Genomic DNA, 15,475 nt, shown 5'->3' with positions numbered 1-15,475 from the left:
ATGACCGCCATCACTTCGGCGGCCGAGCAGCTGTCGGCCACCACCCTGTTGCGCTTCGCCACCGCGGGCTCCGTCGACGACGGCAAGTCCACCCTCGTGGGGCGGCTGTTGCACGACTCCAAGTCGGTGTTGACCGATCAGCTGGAGGCGGTGACCACGGCTTCGCTCTCCCGCGGCCAGGACACCCCCGACCTGGCACTGCTCACGGACGGTCTGCGGGCCGAGCGCGAGCAGGGCATCACCATCGACGTGGCGTACCGGTACTTCGCCACCGCGCGGCGGCGCTTCATCCTCGCCGACACCCCGGGGCACGTGCAGTACACCCGGAACATGGTGACCGGTGCGTCCACGGCCGAACTCGCGGTCGTGCTGGTGGACGCCCGCAACGGCGTGGTCGAGCAGACCCGTCGCCATGCCGCCGTGGCCGCCCTGCTGCGGGTGCCGCACGTGGTCCTCGCCGTGAACAAAATGGACCTGGTCGACTACGCGGAGCACGTCTTCGCCTCCATCGCCGAGGAGTTCACCTCGTACGCCGCGTCCCTGGGCGTGCCGGAGATCACCGCGATCCCCATCTCGGCGCTCGCCGGTGACAATGTGGTGGACCCGTCGGCGAACATGGACTGGTACGGCGGCCCGACGGTGCTGGAGCACCTGGAGACCGTGCCCGTCTCGCACGATCTGGCGACCTGCCACGCACGGCTCCCGGTGCAGTACGTGATCCGTCCGCAGACCGCCGACCACCCGGACTACCGGGGGTACGCGGGGCAGATCGCGGCCGGTACCTTCCGCCTCGGCGAAGAGGTCACCGTACTGCCGTCGGGACGCACCTCGCGGATCAAGGGAATCGACCTGCTGGGCCAGGCGGTGGACATCGCGTGGACCCCGCAGTCGATCACCCTGCTGCTGGAGGACGACATCGACATCTCGCGCGGCGATCTGATCGTGCCGAGCGGGGATGCGCCACCGACCACGCAGGACGTCGAGGCCACCGTGTGCCACGTGGCCGACCAGCCGCTCACCGTGGGGCAGCGGGTGCTGCTCAAGCACACCACGCGCACGGTGAAGGCCATCGTCAAGGCGATCCCGTCCCGGCTGACCCTCGACGACCTGTCCCAACACCCGGAGCCCGGGCAACTCGTCGCCAACGACATCGGTCTGGTCACCGTGCGCACGGCCGAACCGCTGGCGCTCGACTCCTACGCCGACTCGCGGCGCACCGGCTCCTTCCTCCTGATCGACCCGGCCGACGGCACCACGCTGGCCGCCGGGATGGTGGGCGACTCGTTCGCCACGACGGCCACAGCGGCCGTACAGACGTCAGACAGCATCGAAGACTCGGGGTGGGATTTCTGATGACCGACGTATATGCGACCTTCGCGAAAGAAGGGGGCCGTGTGGGCAGCGGCACCCTCGGCGCAGGTTCCGGAGGTGTCGTGTGTTGTGCGCGATGAACCGTACGCACCACCGGATGACGCTTCACCGACGAAGACACCGTTCTGCCGACTTCCCGGCCACGACTTACGTTCGTGACCGCCGGGGCCTTCGAGAGGAAACCCTCCCGTGCCTGCCACCCGTACCACTGTGCGCCGCGGCCTTGCCGCAGCCGCCGCCGTCCCGCTGCTGATCGGCGCACTCGCCTCTTGCGGCTACGGTTCCGACGCCAAGAAAGACGACAAGACCACCCCGGCCGCCAAGGGCAAGAAGCTCTCGGCCGACTCGGTGAAGCTGGGCTACTTCCCCAACCTCACCCATGCCACCGCGCTCGTCGGTGAGCAGGAGGGCATCCTCCAGAAGGAACTGGGCGGCACCCAGATCAAGTCGACCACCTTCAACGCCGGCCCTTCGGAGATCGAGGCCCTGAACGCGGGCGCCATCGACATCGGGTTCATCGGCCCCTCCCCCGCGATCAACGGTTTCACCAAGTCCAAGGGCAAGAACCTGCGGATCGTCGCCGGCTCCGCATCCGGCGGTGTGAAGCTCGTGGTCAACCCCAAGAAGATCAAGACCCTGGACGACCTCAAGGGCAAGAAGATCGCCACGCCCCAGCTGGGCAACACCCAGGACGTCGCCTTCCTCAACTGGATAGCCGAAAAGGGCTGGAAGGCCGACGCGCAGAGCGGCAAGGGCGATGTGTCGGTGGTGCGCACCGACAACAAGATCACCCCGGATGCCTACAAGTCCGGTTCCATCGACGGCGCTTGGGTGCCTGAGCCCGTGGCCTCCAGACTTGTCGCACAGGGCGCCAAGGTGCTGCTCGACGAGTCGACGCTCTGGCCGGACAACAAGTTTGTGATCACCCACATCATCGTCTCGCAGAAGTTCCTCAAGGAGCACGCGGACGTTGTGGAGGCCGTGGTGCGCGGCTCGGTGAAGACCAATGCCTGGATCAACGCCAACCCGGACCTGGCGAAGGCGTCCGCCAACGCCAAGCTGAAGGCCCTCACCGGCAAGGAACTGCCCGCCGAGATCATCGACCCGGCGTGGAAGTCGATCCAGTTCACCGATGACCCGCTGGCGTCGACCCTCAAGACCCAGGCGGACTACGCGGTGAAGGCCGGCCTGTTGGAGAAGCCCGACCTGAACGGCATCTACGACCTCACGGAGCTGAACGAGGTCCTCAAGACCGAGGGCAAGCCCGCGGTCGCCGATGCCGGACTCGGCGTCAAGTAGACCGGCACAACCGAGTTCCCAGGAGGTGACGACCATGGCCAACACCCTCACCAAGGACCAGGCGACCGGCCGTACGACGACGGCCGGGCCCGCCGCCCGCATCGAACACGTATCGAAGTCCTTCTCGGGACCCGCGGGACGGCAACTCGTCCTGGACGACATCACCCTCGATGTCGCTCCGGGAGAGTTCGTCACCCTCCTGGGGGCCTCGGGGTGCGGAAAGTCCACCCTGCTCAATCTGGTCGCGGGGCTGGACAAGCCCAGTGCGGGGTCCATCGAGACCCCGGGCGGGCGACCCGCGCTGATGTTCCAGGAGCACGCGCTCTTTCCCTGGCTCACGGCGGGCAAGAACATCGAACTCGCGCTGCGGCTGCGCGGGGTCGCCAAGACCGAACGCCGTACGGAGGCGGAGCGACTGCTGGAGCTGGTGCGGCTCGGCGGTGCGTACCGCAAGCGGGTGCATGAACTCTCGGGCGGCATGCGCCAGCGGGTGGCCCTCGCTCGCGCCCTGGCGCAGGACAGCCAACTCCTGCTGATGGACGAGCCGTTCGCGGCCCTCGATGCCATCACCCGCGATGTACTGCACGACGAGCTGACTCGGATCTGGCGCGAAACCCAACTGTCGGTGCTGTTCGTCACCCACAACGTCCGCGAGGCTGTGCGGCTCGCCGAACGGGTGGTGCTGCTCTCGTCCCGACCGGGCCGGATCGCCCGGGAGTGGACCGTCGGCATCGAACAGCCGCGTCGTATCGAGGACGCCGCCGTGGCGGAGTTGTCCATCGAGATCACCGAAGAACTGCGTGGGGAGATCCGCCGACATGGCCAGCACTGAGACCTCAACCGAGGCCAAGGCCAAGGCAAAGCCCGACGATCTCGCCGGTCTGGAAGCGGGACTCGATGCCCTGGATGCGGTGCAGTCGCACCGCACCCCGGTCAGCGAAGTCCTGCTGAAGAAGGTCCTGCCGCCGGTGGTGGCCGTCGTCCTGGTGGTTGCCTTGTGGCAAGCGCTCGTCTGGGCGAAGGTCACCGACGAGGGCAGTCTGCCCGCACCCTCCGCGGTGTGGGACAGCGTGTCCAAGCTGTGGTTGGCGGGCACCCTGCTGGAGGTCGTCTGGACGAGCGTGTCCCGCGGTCTGCTCGGCTTCCTGCTGGCGCTCGCGATCGGTACCCCGCTGGGGTTGCTGGTCGCCCGGGTCAAGTTCGTCCGGGCGGCCATCGGGCCGATCCTGTCCGGTCTCCAGTCGCTGCCGTCGGTGGCGTGGGTGCCGCCCGCGGTGATCTGGCTCGGGCTGAACAACCAGATGATGTACGCGGTGATCCTGCTCGGTGCCGTCCCGTCCATCGCCAATGGACTGGTCTCCGGTGTCGACCAGGTCCCGCCGTTGTTCCTTCGCGCGGGCCGCACCATGGGTGCGACCGGCCTCAAGGGGACCTGGCACATCGTGATGCCCGCGGCGCTGCCCGGCTATGTGGCCGGGCTCAAGCAGGGCTGGGCGTTCTCCTGGCGCTCGCTGATGGCCGCGGAGATCATCGCCTCGTCGCCCGATCTCGGCCTGGGGCTCGGGCAGTTGTTGGAGAACGGCAGGAACAACTCCGACATGCCGGGGGTGTTCTTGGCGATCCTGCTGATCCTGTTGGTCGGCATCGCCATCGATCTGCTGATCTTCAGCCCGTTGGAGCGGGCGGTCCTGCGGGGCCGCGGGCTCCTCGTCAGGAACTGAGTGGTGTGATGCGTCCTCCCGTCCTTCTCGTCATCGCCCACGGCAGTCGCGATCCGCGCCATGCCTCGACCGTCGAGGCGCTCGTGCGTCGGGTGCGGTCGAGCCGGCCGGAGCTGTCCGTGGAGATCGCCTTCCTGGACTTCAACACCCCGAGCGTGCCGCGGGTGTTGGAACGGCTGGCGCTGGAGGGCGTCGAGGACGTCATCGCACTCCCCTTGTTGCTGACCCGCGCCTTCCATGCCAAGTCGGACATCCCGGCCGTACTGCGGGAGGCTTCGGCCCGGCTGCCGAGGCTGCGGATCCATCAGGCCAAGGTCCTCGGGCCGTCCCCGCTACTGCTCGCCGCACTGGAGCGCAGACTGCGGGAGGCGGGACTGAGGGAGGCCGACAAGCGCTCGACGGGGCTGGTTCTGGCCTCGGCGGGTTCCACAGACCCGGAGGCGATCGCGGTGATCGCAAACATAGCGCGGGAGCTGCGGCGTACCGGTTGGTGCGCCGTGCGGCCCGCGTTCGCCTCCGCACTCCTTCCCCGTACCGACGAGGTCGTGCGCTCGTTGCGCACCGATGGATTCGAGCGGGTGGCGGTGGCGCCGTACGTCATCGCGCCGGGCCGACTGCCCGACCGCATCGCCGAGGGCGCCCGCACCGCGGACGTACTGGCGGATGTGCTCGGTCCGGCACCGGAGCTGGCGCGGCTGCTCGTGGAGCGGTACGAACAGGCCCTGCCGGCACTGGTGGGCGGTCGGATGGCCGCGTTCGTCTAAGTACTTTCCCGGACCGGGGGCGGGGAAGCCGAGGCCGGGGCCCACGGGCCCCGGCTTCTGAGTGCCCCCTGCGACTGCGGGGCGGGCGGCGGGGCAGTGACCGTTTCGTGGCGTCCTGGTGACGTTCGAAGGGCGTGCACCGTGCAGAATCGGGGGAAGGAGGCCGACATGTCGTTTAACTACCACAAGCGCATCACCTTGATCCCGAAGCTGCTCCACCTCACCATCGGCACCCATGGCTGGTCACTGAGCCTGGGCGGGCGCCGGGCCCATCTCACCCGGGACAGCCACGGCAGGCGCGGTGCGGCGGTCCGGTTGCCGGGCGGCTTCACCTGGCGCCGCCACTCGCGCCGCCACCGTCACTGAACGGTGAGTTCCACCAGTTTGCGGACGGTGTTCCAGTTGCGGGTGGTGGCGATGACTCCCGGCAGCAGGCGGGGCTTGGCCAGGGTCTCGGCGAGCTTGGACCGGCCGATCCCCTCCGGTAGGTATAGATAGAGCGCGCGGTCCCCGAGCTGGAAGTCCTCGGGGGCGAAGGCCGCCCGGTCGACTGCGGCAAGACGGTCGGCCGCGACCTGCTCGGAAAAGTAGGTGACGTGGAGTTGCTTGGGCTCCAACTCATCGGCGGGGAAGGGACAGTCGTCCCGTACGGCCGCGAGGTAGGCGTGGTCGCGCACCAGGCAGTCCACCGTGAATCCGAAGTGCTTCTCGATGGCGCGCTCCAGGGCCGCGGCGAGGGCCTGCTCATCGTCTCCCAATGAGCTGCTGAAGGCTGCGTTGCCGCTCTGGAGGTAGGTGGTCACGTCCGAGTGGCCCAGCTCGGCCAGGACCTCCCTGAGGGCAGCCATGGGGACCTTCCTGCTGCCACCGACGTTGATGCCGCGCAGCAGGAGTGCGTATCTGGTCGTCATGGTGCTCAGGGTAGGACGGTCGCCGCACCCCGTGGGGGAGGGTGCGGCGACCGTCGTTGGTGGAGCAGGGGCTCCGCTCGGTTACGGGACGATCTTGAGGAGCTTGTTGATCGTGCCCGGACTGGCGTTGGAGATCCTGCCGGGGGTGGCGCCGTCGGTCAGGGCCTTGGCTATCTGCGCCGGGGTGGCGCCGGGGTGGTTGGCCAGGTAGATGGCTGCCGCGCCGACGACGTGCGGGGTGGCCATGGAGGTTCCGGAGATCGTCTTGGTGGCACTGTCGCTGGTGTGCCACGTCGAGGGGATGTCGGAACCGGGGGCGTAGAGATCGACGATCCCACCGAAGTTGGAGAAGCTGGACTGGGTGTCCGTACGGGTCGAGGACGCCACGGTGATGGCCTCCCGGACGCGTGCGGGAGACCCGACACTGGCATTCTGCGACTCGTTGCCCGCCGCGACTCCGAAGGCGATGCCGGAGGCGATCGCCCTGCGGACGGCCGCATCGAGCGCCGGGTCGGCGCTGCCGCCGAGGCTCATGTTGGCGACCGAGGGCCCCTTGCGGTTCTTGGTGACCCAGTCGATTCCCGCGATGACCTGCTCGGTGGTGCCGGACCCGCGGTCGTCGAGCACGCGCACGGCGACGATCTTCGCCTGCTTGGCGACTCCGTACCGGGCGCCCGCGATGGTGCCCGCCACGTGCGTGCCGTGGCCGTTGCCGTCCGTGGCGATGTTGTCGTTGTCGATCGCGTCGAACCCGTGCACGGCTCTGCCGCCGAAGTCCCGGTGGCTGACCCGTACTCCGGTGTCGATGACGTACGCCGTCACTCCCGTACCCGCGGTGTCGGGGTAGCTGTAGCGGCGGTCGCCCGCGGTCGTGGCCTGGTCGATTCGGTCCAGGCCCCAGGTCGGGTTGGTCTGCGTCGCGGAAATGCTGAACCGCTTGTTCTGGACCACCTTGGCGACGGCCGGGTGCAGGGCGAGGTTCCGGGCCTCGTCCTCGGTCATTCCGGTGGTGGAGAAGCCGTTGACGGCGGAGCTGTAGTCACGCTTCAGCTTGCCGCCGTACTCCTGGGCGAGGCTGCGCTTGTCCGCCTTCTCGTCCAGCAGCACGATATAACTTCCGGCCACCGCGCCCTCGGCGTTGATGCCGTGCACGACGCCCTCGGGCGCCGTGGAGGCGCCGGCGAACGTCGTTCCGAAGAACAGACCGCCGGACACGGCCGCGATGGCTGCCATGGCCGACGTTGACTTGATCCTGCTTTTCCGTCTGTGAGTTGCCATGGAGAGGATCTCCTCGTCAGCAGGTGTGGGGGGCCATTTCCCGGTCGCGAGATCCTCCGGGAGATGGCTCGAAACCTTGGCCGATTGACGCGCCCAGTTCAAGCGGTTCCACCATCTGTGACTTTGGCAACAAGAATTCACAACTACAACAGGCCAACTCCCCCAAGTCGGTTGCGGAGTTGCCCGGGAGGGGTCCCGCTTCTGACCGAAAATAGATGTAAGGGGCTCGGACCGTTCTTGTCGGGGATGCCCCCCCGTCCCAGAGGAGTAGAGAGCGCCTCCAGGTTCGTCGGACAGTACGACGAGGTGGGAGCGGGTGCGGCCGTAACGTCGTGGATCGAGACAACGGGACTGCACCCACTGGGGGATTGAGGCTGTCATGGAGAACGCGCAGCACACGGAGAACTCCAAGAACGCCGAGACCCCAAGAACACGACCCCGTGGCTTTGCCGCGCGGGCCGGGGGATGGAGCGCGCAGCACCGCTGGGCGGCCGTCGGCATCTGGGTGCTGTTCGTCCTGGTCTCCATGGTGGCCGGCTCGGCCATGGGCCGACAGGACATCGACGGCAGTCAGCAGCTCAAGGGCGAGACGACGCAGGCCGCCCGGATAGCCGAGCGGGCCGGCATCGAGGAGCCGGTCAGCGAGTCCGTGCTGGTGCAGGCCAGGGACGGCGCCCTGAAGACCTCCGCCCCCGAGTTCCGGGCAGCCGTGGACGCGGTGATCAAGGCGGTGGAGGCCACCGGCGAGGTGACCGCGGTGACCTCCCCGTACACGAGCCGGAGCATCTCCAAGGACGGTCGCAGTGCGCTCGTCCAGTTCGATATGCGGGGGGACCCCGATACCTCGACGGAGCGGATCGAACCGGTCCTGAAGGCCGTGAAGGGGGTGCAGGCCGACCATTCCGAGCTGCGGATCGAGCAGATCGGGGGCGCCAGCATGACCAAGACCTTCGACGACGCCTTCGGGGACGACTTCCGGCAGGCGGAGCTTTCAGCCGTACCGGTCGCGCTGGGGATCTTGCTGATCGCGTTCGGGGCGCTGGTCGCAGCGCTGCTGCCCGTTGCACTCGCCATCTCCGCGATCATGGCGACGATGGGTCTGGTGGCGGTCGTCAGCCACATCATGCCGATGAGCGAGACGGCCAACTCGGTCATGCTGCTCGTCGGACTGGCAGTGGGGGTCGACTACTGCCTGTTCTATCTGCGGCGCGAACGGGAGGAGCGGGCCGCCGGGCGGGACGCCCGAACGGCCATGCAGATCGCTGCTGCTACCAGCGGTCGGGCCATCGTGGTCTCGGGTGTGACGGTTTGTGTCGCCATGGCGGGAATGCTCTTCACCGGAATTGGCGAGTTCGAGTCCATGGGTCTGGCGTCGCTGATGGTCGTCGCCGTGGCCATGGTGGGCTCGGTGACGGTTCTCCCCGCGCTTCTGTCCTTGCTCGGCGACCGGGTGGAGAAGGGCCGGGTGCCCTTCATCGGAAAGCTGAAGGGCGGCGCGAACGGCAAGAGCCGCTTTTGGAGCGCGGTGCTCGGCCGGGTGCTCAAGCGCCCGGTGATCTCCCTGCTGGTGGCGACGGGCGCGCTGGTCGCGGTGGCCCTGCCCGCACTCGGGATGAAGACCCAGGAACTGAAGCTGAACCAGGAGTTCGGCGACTCGCTGCCGATCGTGGCGACGTACGAGCGCATCAACGAGGCGTTCCCGGGCGGGGCGGAGCCCGCCGAGGTCGTGGTGAAGGCGGACGACATCAATGCGGCGCCGGTGAAGCGGGCGATCGCCGAGTTCCGTGAGCGGGCGGTCACATCGGGCGCTTCGGGCGGTCCGGTCGAGGTGGTGACGCATGATGCCGAGAACCTGGCGTTCGTGTACGTACCGCTGACCGGCGGCGCCGACCAGGACAAGGCGGCGAAGAGTCTGGACCTCCTGCGCAACGAGGTCAGGCCCGCCACCCTCGGCAAGGTCGACGGGGTCGAGGCGCCCATCACCGGGCAGGTCGCCGGTTCGAAGGACTTCAACGACCAGATCACCGGAGCGGTCACCCCGGTCTTCGTCTTCGTGGTGGTCTTCGCGTTCGTCCTGATGCTGCTGTCGTTCCGCTCGCTGACGATCGCGGTGACGTCGATCGTGCTGAACCTGCTCTCGGTCGGGGCCGCCTACGGCATCCTGACCGCAGTCTTCCAGCACGGTTGGGGTGCTTCCCTGGTCGGTGCGGAGGGCGTGGGAGCGATCGTCGCCTGGTTGCCGCTGTTCCTCTTCGTCATCCTGTTCGGGCTCTCGATGGACTACCACGTCTTCGTGGTGTCACGCATTCGCGAGGCCCGGATGCAGGGTCGGACGACTCGGGACGCGATCACCCACGGCGTGGTGACCACGGCAGGCGTGGTCACCAGCGCTGCGGTGATCATGGTGGCCGTGTTCGCGATCTTCGGAACGCTGTCGATGCAGTCGATGAAGCAGATGGGCGTGGGTCTGGCAGCGGCGGTGCTGATCGACGCGACGGTGATCCGGGGCGTGCTGCTGCCCGCCGCGATGGCGCTGCTCGGGGAGCGCAACTGGTACTTCCCGAAGTGGCTGGAGTGGCTGCCCGACATGACGCACGACGAGAGCGGACCGCAGACCCCTGCCGCGGTGATGGGTCACGACGACGAGAGTCGTACGCCCGTGGCGGTCTGAAGTCCTGCGGGGGGGCAGGTCGAGGGGCCGGGGTCCTTGGGGGGACTCCGCCCCTCGGTGTCCGCGGACCGCACCGCTGACGGTGCGGCCGGTCAATCGGCGCGATGGAGCTCCGATTCGATCAGGGCGACCGCCCGGTGGGTTCCGCCCTCCTGGGCCATGGCGACACGGATCTCCGCGAGGCGGCGGGCGACGTCCGGATCGCCCACGAGGTCGAGCACGGCCTCTCGCAACTGCTCGGCCGTGGCTGTGGCGGAGTCGAGTCGGCGGGCCACCTGGAGACTCACCAGCATGTCCGCGTTGCCGAACTGGTCCACCGCCTGCGGGACGGCCACCATGGGGGTCGCGGTGGCCAGACCCTCCTGGCTGCCGCCGGCCCCTGCATGGGTGATGAAGGCATCAGCCTGCCGTAGCACGGCGAGTTGCGGCACCCACGCATGCACCTCGACGCTTGCCGGGATCTCGCCCAACTCGTCCCGGTCGACATGGCGGCCGATCTGGAGGACGGTGTGCCAGCCGGGCAGTTCGCCGAAGGCCCGCACGCACTCCCGGTAGAACGCGGGGTGCTTGGTGTAGGACGAGCCGAGGGACACCAGGAGCACACGCTCCGCATCCTCGGGGCGGTGCCACTCCCCCTGTTCGCTGCGCTCCCCCTGACAGGCGCCGACGAAGGTGAACACGGCCGGGTCCACCCGGTCGGCGTGCGGCTGGAGCGCTGCGGGGATGAGGACGATGCCCCGGCGGGGCCGGCCCACCAGGTGGTCGGGGTCCGTGTCGTGCAGTCCGTGTTCGTCGAGCCAGGCCCGGAAGCGTGCGTAGTACGCGCGTCCGCGCTCCGACGCCATCAGCCCTTCGACCAGCGGCGCCGAGACCTCCTCGTGGTACCCCTCCCAGGGTACGAGGTTGGGCCAGAGGGCGACGGCGGGCACGTTCCATCGGCGGGCCAGCACGGGGGCTGGATAGGCGGTGATGTCATGGAGGACGAGATCCGGTTCATCGCCTTCGAACGCCTTCGCCAGTTGGGGCAGCACCTGGATCGCATCGGCCAGGAAGGGCTCGATGTTGTCGATCAGTTCGGTGCCCCATGCCTCGGGGTCGTCCTCGGTCGGCAGGATCGAGTCGTAGACGACGGGCGTGGCACCCGTCTCGGCCACGCGATCCGCGAACGAGGCCGGGATCGCGTAGCTGACCCGGTGTCCGCGTGCCACCAGCTCTCGGATGACCTCGATGCTGGGGTGCACATGGCCCGGTGCGGCGATGGAGAACATGGCGATGTGGGCAGGTCGTGGCGCGTTCATGACTCCAGACTAAACGAGACGATACGTTTCGTGCAAACGATGGCTCCGCCGCTCAGCGCTGATAGCGGGCCAGCACCAGATTCCCGTCCTCGACCAGACGTTCCCGCAGTTCGTCCAGGTCGATGGCGCCGCTGTAGTACTCCTGGTACGCAGGGGTCGCCACCTTGTCCTTCCACTCCGGATAGCCGCGCACCGACTGGGCGGGGGCCGATCGCAGCCCGCGCGCCAGTTCCGCTCCCACGGCCCAGCCGTATCGCCGCACCCGCAACGAAGGGTCGGCCAGCGCGGACAGTCCGGTCGGCAGCATCCAGTCCCCCCGGGCGAGGCGGACCATGTTGGCCGGCTGGAGCAGATGATCGATGAACTGCATCGCCTCCCGCTTGTGCGGACTGTCCTGTGCGATGGACAGGGTCTGCGGGCTGACCCCCTGCACCGCACCCGCCACACCGACCGGCATCGGCAGTACCGTCCAGGAGAATCCGGGGGGCGCCTGCTGAACGATCTGCTGCCGGTAGGAGAAGCCGAGCGGCACCATGGCGTACTTGCCACCGAAGAGACCCGGGAGCGCGTCCGAACCTCCCATGCCCAAGGCGGTACGGGAGGCGGTCCGGTCCTCGTTCACCTGGTCGTGGATCGTCCTGGGCACCACACCGTCCGCCGCCGTGAAGTCGACCTCCACCTTGTTGGAGTCCTCGCCCCTTCGGTGGAACAGCCGGCCGCCCGCGGAGAGCCCCAGATTGAGGGTGACGGACACGGGTTCCTTCAACGGCCAGGCCACCGCGTACTTCCCCTTGCCCATCGAAGCGGTGATCTGCTTGCTCACCTGGCGGAACTCGTTCCAACTCCAGGGCCGTTCCACCGTCGGCATGCGGACGCCCGCAGCACTCAGGACCTTCTGATGGGCAATCAGTACCCGGGGCTCCTGGAGGAAGGGGACGCCGTACACCCCCCGCCCGAAGGTCACCGTCTCCCAACTCCGCTCCGGAATGTCCGACCGCAACCGCTGCGGCAGCAACTCACGGAGATCGGCGAGATAACCGCCGTAGGCGAAGTCCGCGAGATCGTCGGACGCGTCATGGATGATGTCGGGCGCTTCGCCCCCTTCGAACGAGGTCAGCAACTGGTCGTGGACGCTGTCCCAACTGCCCTGGACATAGTCGACCTGGATGTCGGGGTGACGCGCATTCCACTCCTGCACCAGTTGTTCGTTGGCATCGACTGACTCCTTCTGCCAGGCGAGCGACTGGAAACGCAGTCGAATCTGTCCTGGTGTCCGCTCCTGGCCCGCGGCGCAGCCGGTGAGCAGGAGGGCGCAGATGGCGAGGAGTGCCACCGGACGGAGGCCCATCAGAACCGGACGGGTACGCATCAGGACTTCACCGCCCCCGCCAGCATGCCCCCGGTGATGCGTCGCTGGATCAACGCGAAGATCACCAGCGAGGGAAGGGTCGCCAGGAAGGCAGCGGCGGCGAGGGGACCCAGATCGGCGACCCCCTCGGCCCCCAGGAAATGCGTCAGCACGACCGGCAAGGTCTGTTTCTCCGGTGTCTTCAGCAGGACGAGCGCGAAGAAGAACTCATTCCATGCGGTGATGAAGGCGAAGAGCGCCGTGGCGGCGATGCCGGGCGCCAGCAGGGGCCCGGTGACCGAGACGAGCGTACGGAGTCGACCTGCGCCGTCGACGGCCGCGGCTTCCTCCAGTTCGATCGGAACCGCGCGGACGTATCCCGCGAGCATCCAGAGCGCGAACGGCAGCGACCAGACGACGTACACCAGCACCAGTCCGGACAGGGTGTTGATCAACCGAAGGTTCTTCAGGACGAGGAAGAGCGGGATGATCACCAGGACGAAGGGAAAGGCTTGGCTGATCACCACCCATCCGGTGGCAGCCGTGGAGAGCCTGCTGCGGTGGCGCGCCATCACATAGGCCATCGGGGTGGCGATGGAGATGGAGATCACCGCCGCGCAACACGCGGCGATCAGACTGTTCGCCGCCGCCTGGAGCAGTGGCTGTTCGTCGAATGCCTGACGGAAATTGTCCAGGGTGGGGTTCTGGGGAATCCAGGTGGGGTGGAGCGAGCCCAGTTCACGTGCCGGCTTGAAGGCGGTGGAGATCAGCCAGAGGAAGGGGAACACCAGGAAGACGAGATAGCCCAGCAGCGCGAGGTACTGACCTGCCCTGGCCAGGGAGCTGGTCTTGTTCATCGGGCTTCCCCTCCCCTGATCCGGTTCACCAGATAGACGGCGAGCAGTACCGAGATCACCGCGACCATCACGCATCCCATGGCGGCGGCATAGCCGAACTGTCCATAGCGGAAAGCCTCTTCGTAGGCGAAGAGCATCGGTAGGCGGGTGCGCCCACCGGGGCCGCCGTTGGTGAGCACGTAGACCAGCGCGAACGCATTGAAGTTCCAGATGAAGTTGAGTGCGCTGATGGCCAGGGCGATGGGTTTGACGGCGGGCCAGGTGACGGTCCAGAACCGCCGCCAGGCTCCGGCGCCGTCCAGGGCCGCTGCCTCGTGGAGTTCATGGGGGGTGTTCTGGAGACCCGCCAGGAGGGTGACCGTGGTCTGCGGCATTCCGGCCCAGATGCCGACGATGATCACCGCGGGGAGCGCGGTGCCCAATCCGGTCAGCCAGTCGCGGCCGTCACCGAGTCCGAGGTCGCGGATCGTCTCGTTCAGGATTCCCGCGTCAGGGTTGTAGACGAGCCGCCACATGATGCCGACGACCACCTCGGGCATCGCCCACGGCACGATGGCCAGTGCCCGGGCCAGCCAACGCAGTCGCAGCTTCTCGTTGAGCAGCAGGGCGAGACCGAGACCGAGCAGGAACTGGGGGACGGTCACCCCGACGGCCCAGATGAGCCCGATGCCGAAGGAGTCCCAGAAGAGGGTGTCCTTGAGGAGGTCACGGAAGTTGAGGGTGCCGATCCACTGGGTCGGGGCGGTGCGGCCGGCCTGCGAGTCGGTGAAGGCGAGCGCGATTCCGTAGAGCAGCGGTCCCACGCTGAGCACGAGGATCGGGATCAGTGCGGGGAGGACCAGAAACCAGGCCCCTCGGTCCGTTCGCTTCCCGGCTCGCCGTTCCGCGCTCGCCGATGTCACAGATTCAACTCCTTAGGCTCTTTTGACCTTCTTTATGGAGGTTGATCCTGATCTATGGTCGAACGACGGCTTACGTCATCGTGCTGACGGGCCCGGGCTTCGTCAAGGAGGTCGGGCGGTGGATGCGAGACTTTGGCGGGTTAGAACCGGTGTGGCCGGTGGGACCAGTGGTCAGCAAAAGCAAGCGGAAGAGGCACGGCGATGGATGAGGCACGAGCACGGGAGGTGCTGGCCGCGGCGGGCGTGGCCGCTGACGCAACCCTGCTGGCACTGGGTGAGAATGCGGTCTTCGCCTCGGGCGACGTCGTCATCAAGGTCGGCCGGTCGGACGAACTGCTCGGGCGGGCCGAACGGGAGGCTGCCGTCGGCGCGTGGCTCGCGGAGGCCAGAGTGCCCGCCGTACGCCCGGCGTGGCCCGGGGCACGCCTGATCGACGGTCACCCGGTGACCATGTGGCACCGGCTCCCGGAGGCGGTGCGGCCGGCCGAGCCCGCGGATCTGGCACTGTTGCTGCGCCGGGTGCACGCCTCGCCGGCACCGGGGTTCGCGCTACCACCACGGGAACTGCTCGGCGGAGTGGAGCGCTGGCTGCGACTGGCCGGAGATGCGATCGATCCCGAGGACGCGGCGTTCCTGCGGGAGCGCAGGGACGGCTTCGCCGAGGCTTCGGCAAAGCTCACGCCCCATCTGCCCCGTGGCCCCATCCACGGGGACGCGCTACCGCGGAATGTGCACGTGGGCCCCGCCGGGCCGGTGCTGATGGACCTGGAGACATTCTCGTCGGATCTGCGCGAGCACGATCTGGTGGTGATGGCGCTGTCCAAGGATCGCTACGGCCTGCCGGCCCGCTCGTACGAGTCGTTCGTCGAGGCGTACGGATGGGACGTGCGGGAGTGGTCCGGGTGCGGGGTGCTCCGCGGCGCTCGCGAGACGGCGAGCTGTGCCTGGGTGGCTCAGCACGCACCGACCAACTCCAAGGCGCTGGAGGAGTTCCGACGGAGGGTTCGCTCGCTGCGCCAGGATGAGCCGGAGGTCCGCTGGTACCCGTTCTGATG

14 protein-coding genes are annotated in these 15,475 nt (G+C 68.0%); 8 read left to right on the top strand and 6 right to left on the bottom strand.

Annotated elements, in window-relative coordinates; all coding sequences use genetic code 11:
- Window positions 1–9: 9 nt before the first annotated feature.
- From OID54_RS29725 to OID54_RS29700, 6 genes are all read left to right on the top strand, one after another.
- Window positions 10–1,353 (top strand): sulfate adenylyltransferase subunit 1, encoded by a 1,344-nt coding sequence (locus OID54_RS29725; RefSeq protein WP_329027862.1) that lies wholly within the window; start codon window positions 10–12, stop codon window positions 1,351–1,353.
- Window positions 1,354–1,560: 207 nt separating this feature from the next.
- The gene (locus OID54_RS29720; RefSeq protein ID WP_329024483.1) at window positions 1,561–2,670 is read left to right on the top strand and encodes an ABC transporter substrate-binding protein; all 1,110 of its coding nucleotides are present in this window, start codon (window positions 1,561–1,563) and stop codon (window positions 2,668–2,670) included.
- Window positions 2,671–2,704: 34 nt separating this feature from the next.
- Window positions 2,705–3,502, top strand: coding sequence for an ABC transporter ATP-binding protein (locus OID54_RS29715; RefSeq protein WP_329024481.1), 798 nt, complete (start codon window positions 2,705–2,707; stop codon window positions 3,500–3,502).
- A complete protein-coding gene (locus OID54_RS29710) occupies window positions 3,489–4,391 on the top strand; it encodes an ABC transporter permease (RefSeq protein ID WP_329024480.1) in 903 nt (300 codons plus the stop codon). Before OID54_RS29715 ends, OID54_RS29710 begins: the two co-directional genes overlap by 14 nt.
- Before the next feature lie 8 nt (window positions 4,392–4,399).
- Window positions 4,400–5,155 (top strand): sirohydrochlorin chelatase, encoded by a 756-nt coding sequence (locus OID54_RS29705; RefSeq protein WP_329024479.1) that lies wholly within the window; start codon window positions 4,400–4,402, stop codon window positions 5,153–5,155.
- Between the two features lie 168 nt (window positions 5,156–5,323).
- Entirely contained in the window at window positions 5,324–5,521 is a 198-nt protein-coding gene (locus OID54_RS29700) for a DUF4236 domain-containing protein (protein ID WP_329024477.1), read from the top strand.
- Here the strand turns inward: OID54_RS29700 and OID54_RS29695 are convergent.
- Both OID54_RS29695 and OID54_RS29690 read right to left on the bottom strand, forming a co-directional pair.
- Complete coding sequence (locus tag OID54_RS29695; RefSeq protein ID WP_329024476.1) at window positions 5,515–6,066, bottom strand: DUF1697 domain-containing protein; 552 nt, start codon at window positions 6,064–6,066, stop codon at window positions 5,515–5,517. The two genes, OID54_RS29700 and OID54_RS29695, sit on opposite strands and share 7 nt — an antisense overlap.
- Window positions 6,067–6,147: 81 nt before the next feature.
- Entirely contained in the window at window positions 6,148–7,344 is a 1,197-nt protein-coding gene (locus OID54_RS29690; RefSeq protein WP_329024475.1) for a S8 family peptidase, read from the bottom strand.
- A gap of 379 nt (window positions 7,345–7,723) precedes the next feature.
- Between OID54_RS29690 and OID54_RS29685 the strand changes: the two genes are divergently transcribed.
- A complete protein-coding gene (locus OID54_RS29685) occupies window positions 7,724–10,015 on the top strand; it encodes an MMPL family transporter (protein ID WP_329024474.1) in 2,292 nt (763 codons plus the stop codon).
- 92 nt (window positions 10,016–10,107) lie between these two features.
- On the opposite strand, the gene mgt is transcribed toward OID54_RS29685, so the two are convergent.
- The 4 genes from mgt to OID54_RS29665 are packed head-to-tail and all read right to left on the bottom strand — an operon-like array spanning window position 10,108 to window position 14,420.
- Window positions 10,108–11,313, bottom strand: a complete 1,206-nt coding sequence (gene mgt, locus OID54_RS29680; protein ID WP_329024473.1) for a macrolide-inactivating glycosyltransferase — start codon at window positions 11,311–11,313, stop codon at window positions 10,108–10,110.
- A 52-nt stretch (window positions 11,314–11,365) separates the two neighbouring features.
- Window positions 11,366–12,682: an ABC transporter substrate-binding protein gene (locus OID54_RS29675; protein WP_329024471.1), complete on the bottom strand. Its 1,317-nt coding sequence runs from the start codon at window positions 12,680–12,682 to the stop codon at window positions 11,366–11,368.
- Complete coding sequence (locus OID54_RS29670) at window positions 12,682–13,518, bottom strand: carbohydrate ABC transporter permease (protein ID WP_329024469.1); 837 nt, start codon at window positions 13,516–13,518, stop codon at window positions 12,682–12,684. The genes OID54_RS29675 and OID54_RS29670 overlap by 1 nt, the downstream gene beginning before the upstream one ends.
- Window positions 13,515–14,420, bottom strand: a complete 906-nt coding sequence (locus OID54_RS29665) for a carbohydrate ABC transporter permease (RefSeq protein WP_329024467.1) — start codon at window positions 14,418–14,420, stop codon at window positions 13,515–13,517. Before OID54_RS29665 ends, OID54_RS29670 begins: the two co-directional genes overlap by 4 nt.
- Before the next feature lie 201 nt (window positions 14,421–14,621).
- On the opposite strand from OID54_RS29665, the gene OID54_RS29660 reads away from it, so the two are divergent.
- A complete protein-coding gene (locus tag OID54_RS29660) occupies window positions 14,622–15,473 on the top strand; it encodes a phosphotransferase enzyme family protein (RefSeq protein WP_329024465.1) in 852 nt (283 codons plus the stop codon).
- Window positions 15,474–15,475: the final 2 nt, after the last annotated feature.

Origin of the sequence: Streptomyces sp. NBC_00690 (assembly GCF_036226685.1) — a bacterium.
In the GTDB taxonomy this organism is placed as follows: Bacteria; Actinomycetota; Actinomycetes; order Streptomycetales; family Streptomycetaceae; genus Streptomyces.
Note: the sequence above shows the minus strand (reverse complement) of the source record. Positions and strands in the feature narration are given on the sequence as shown.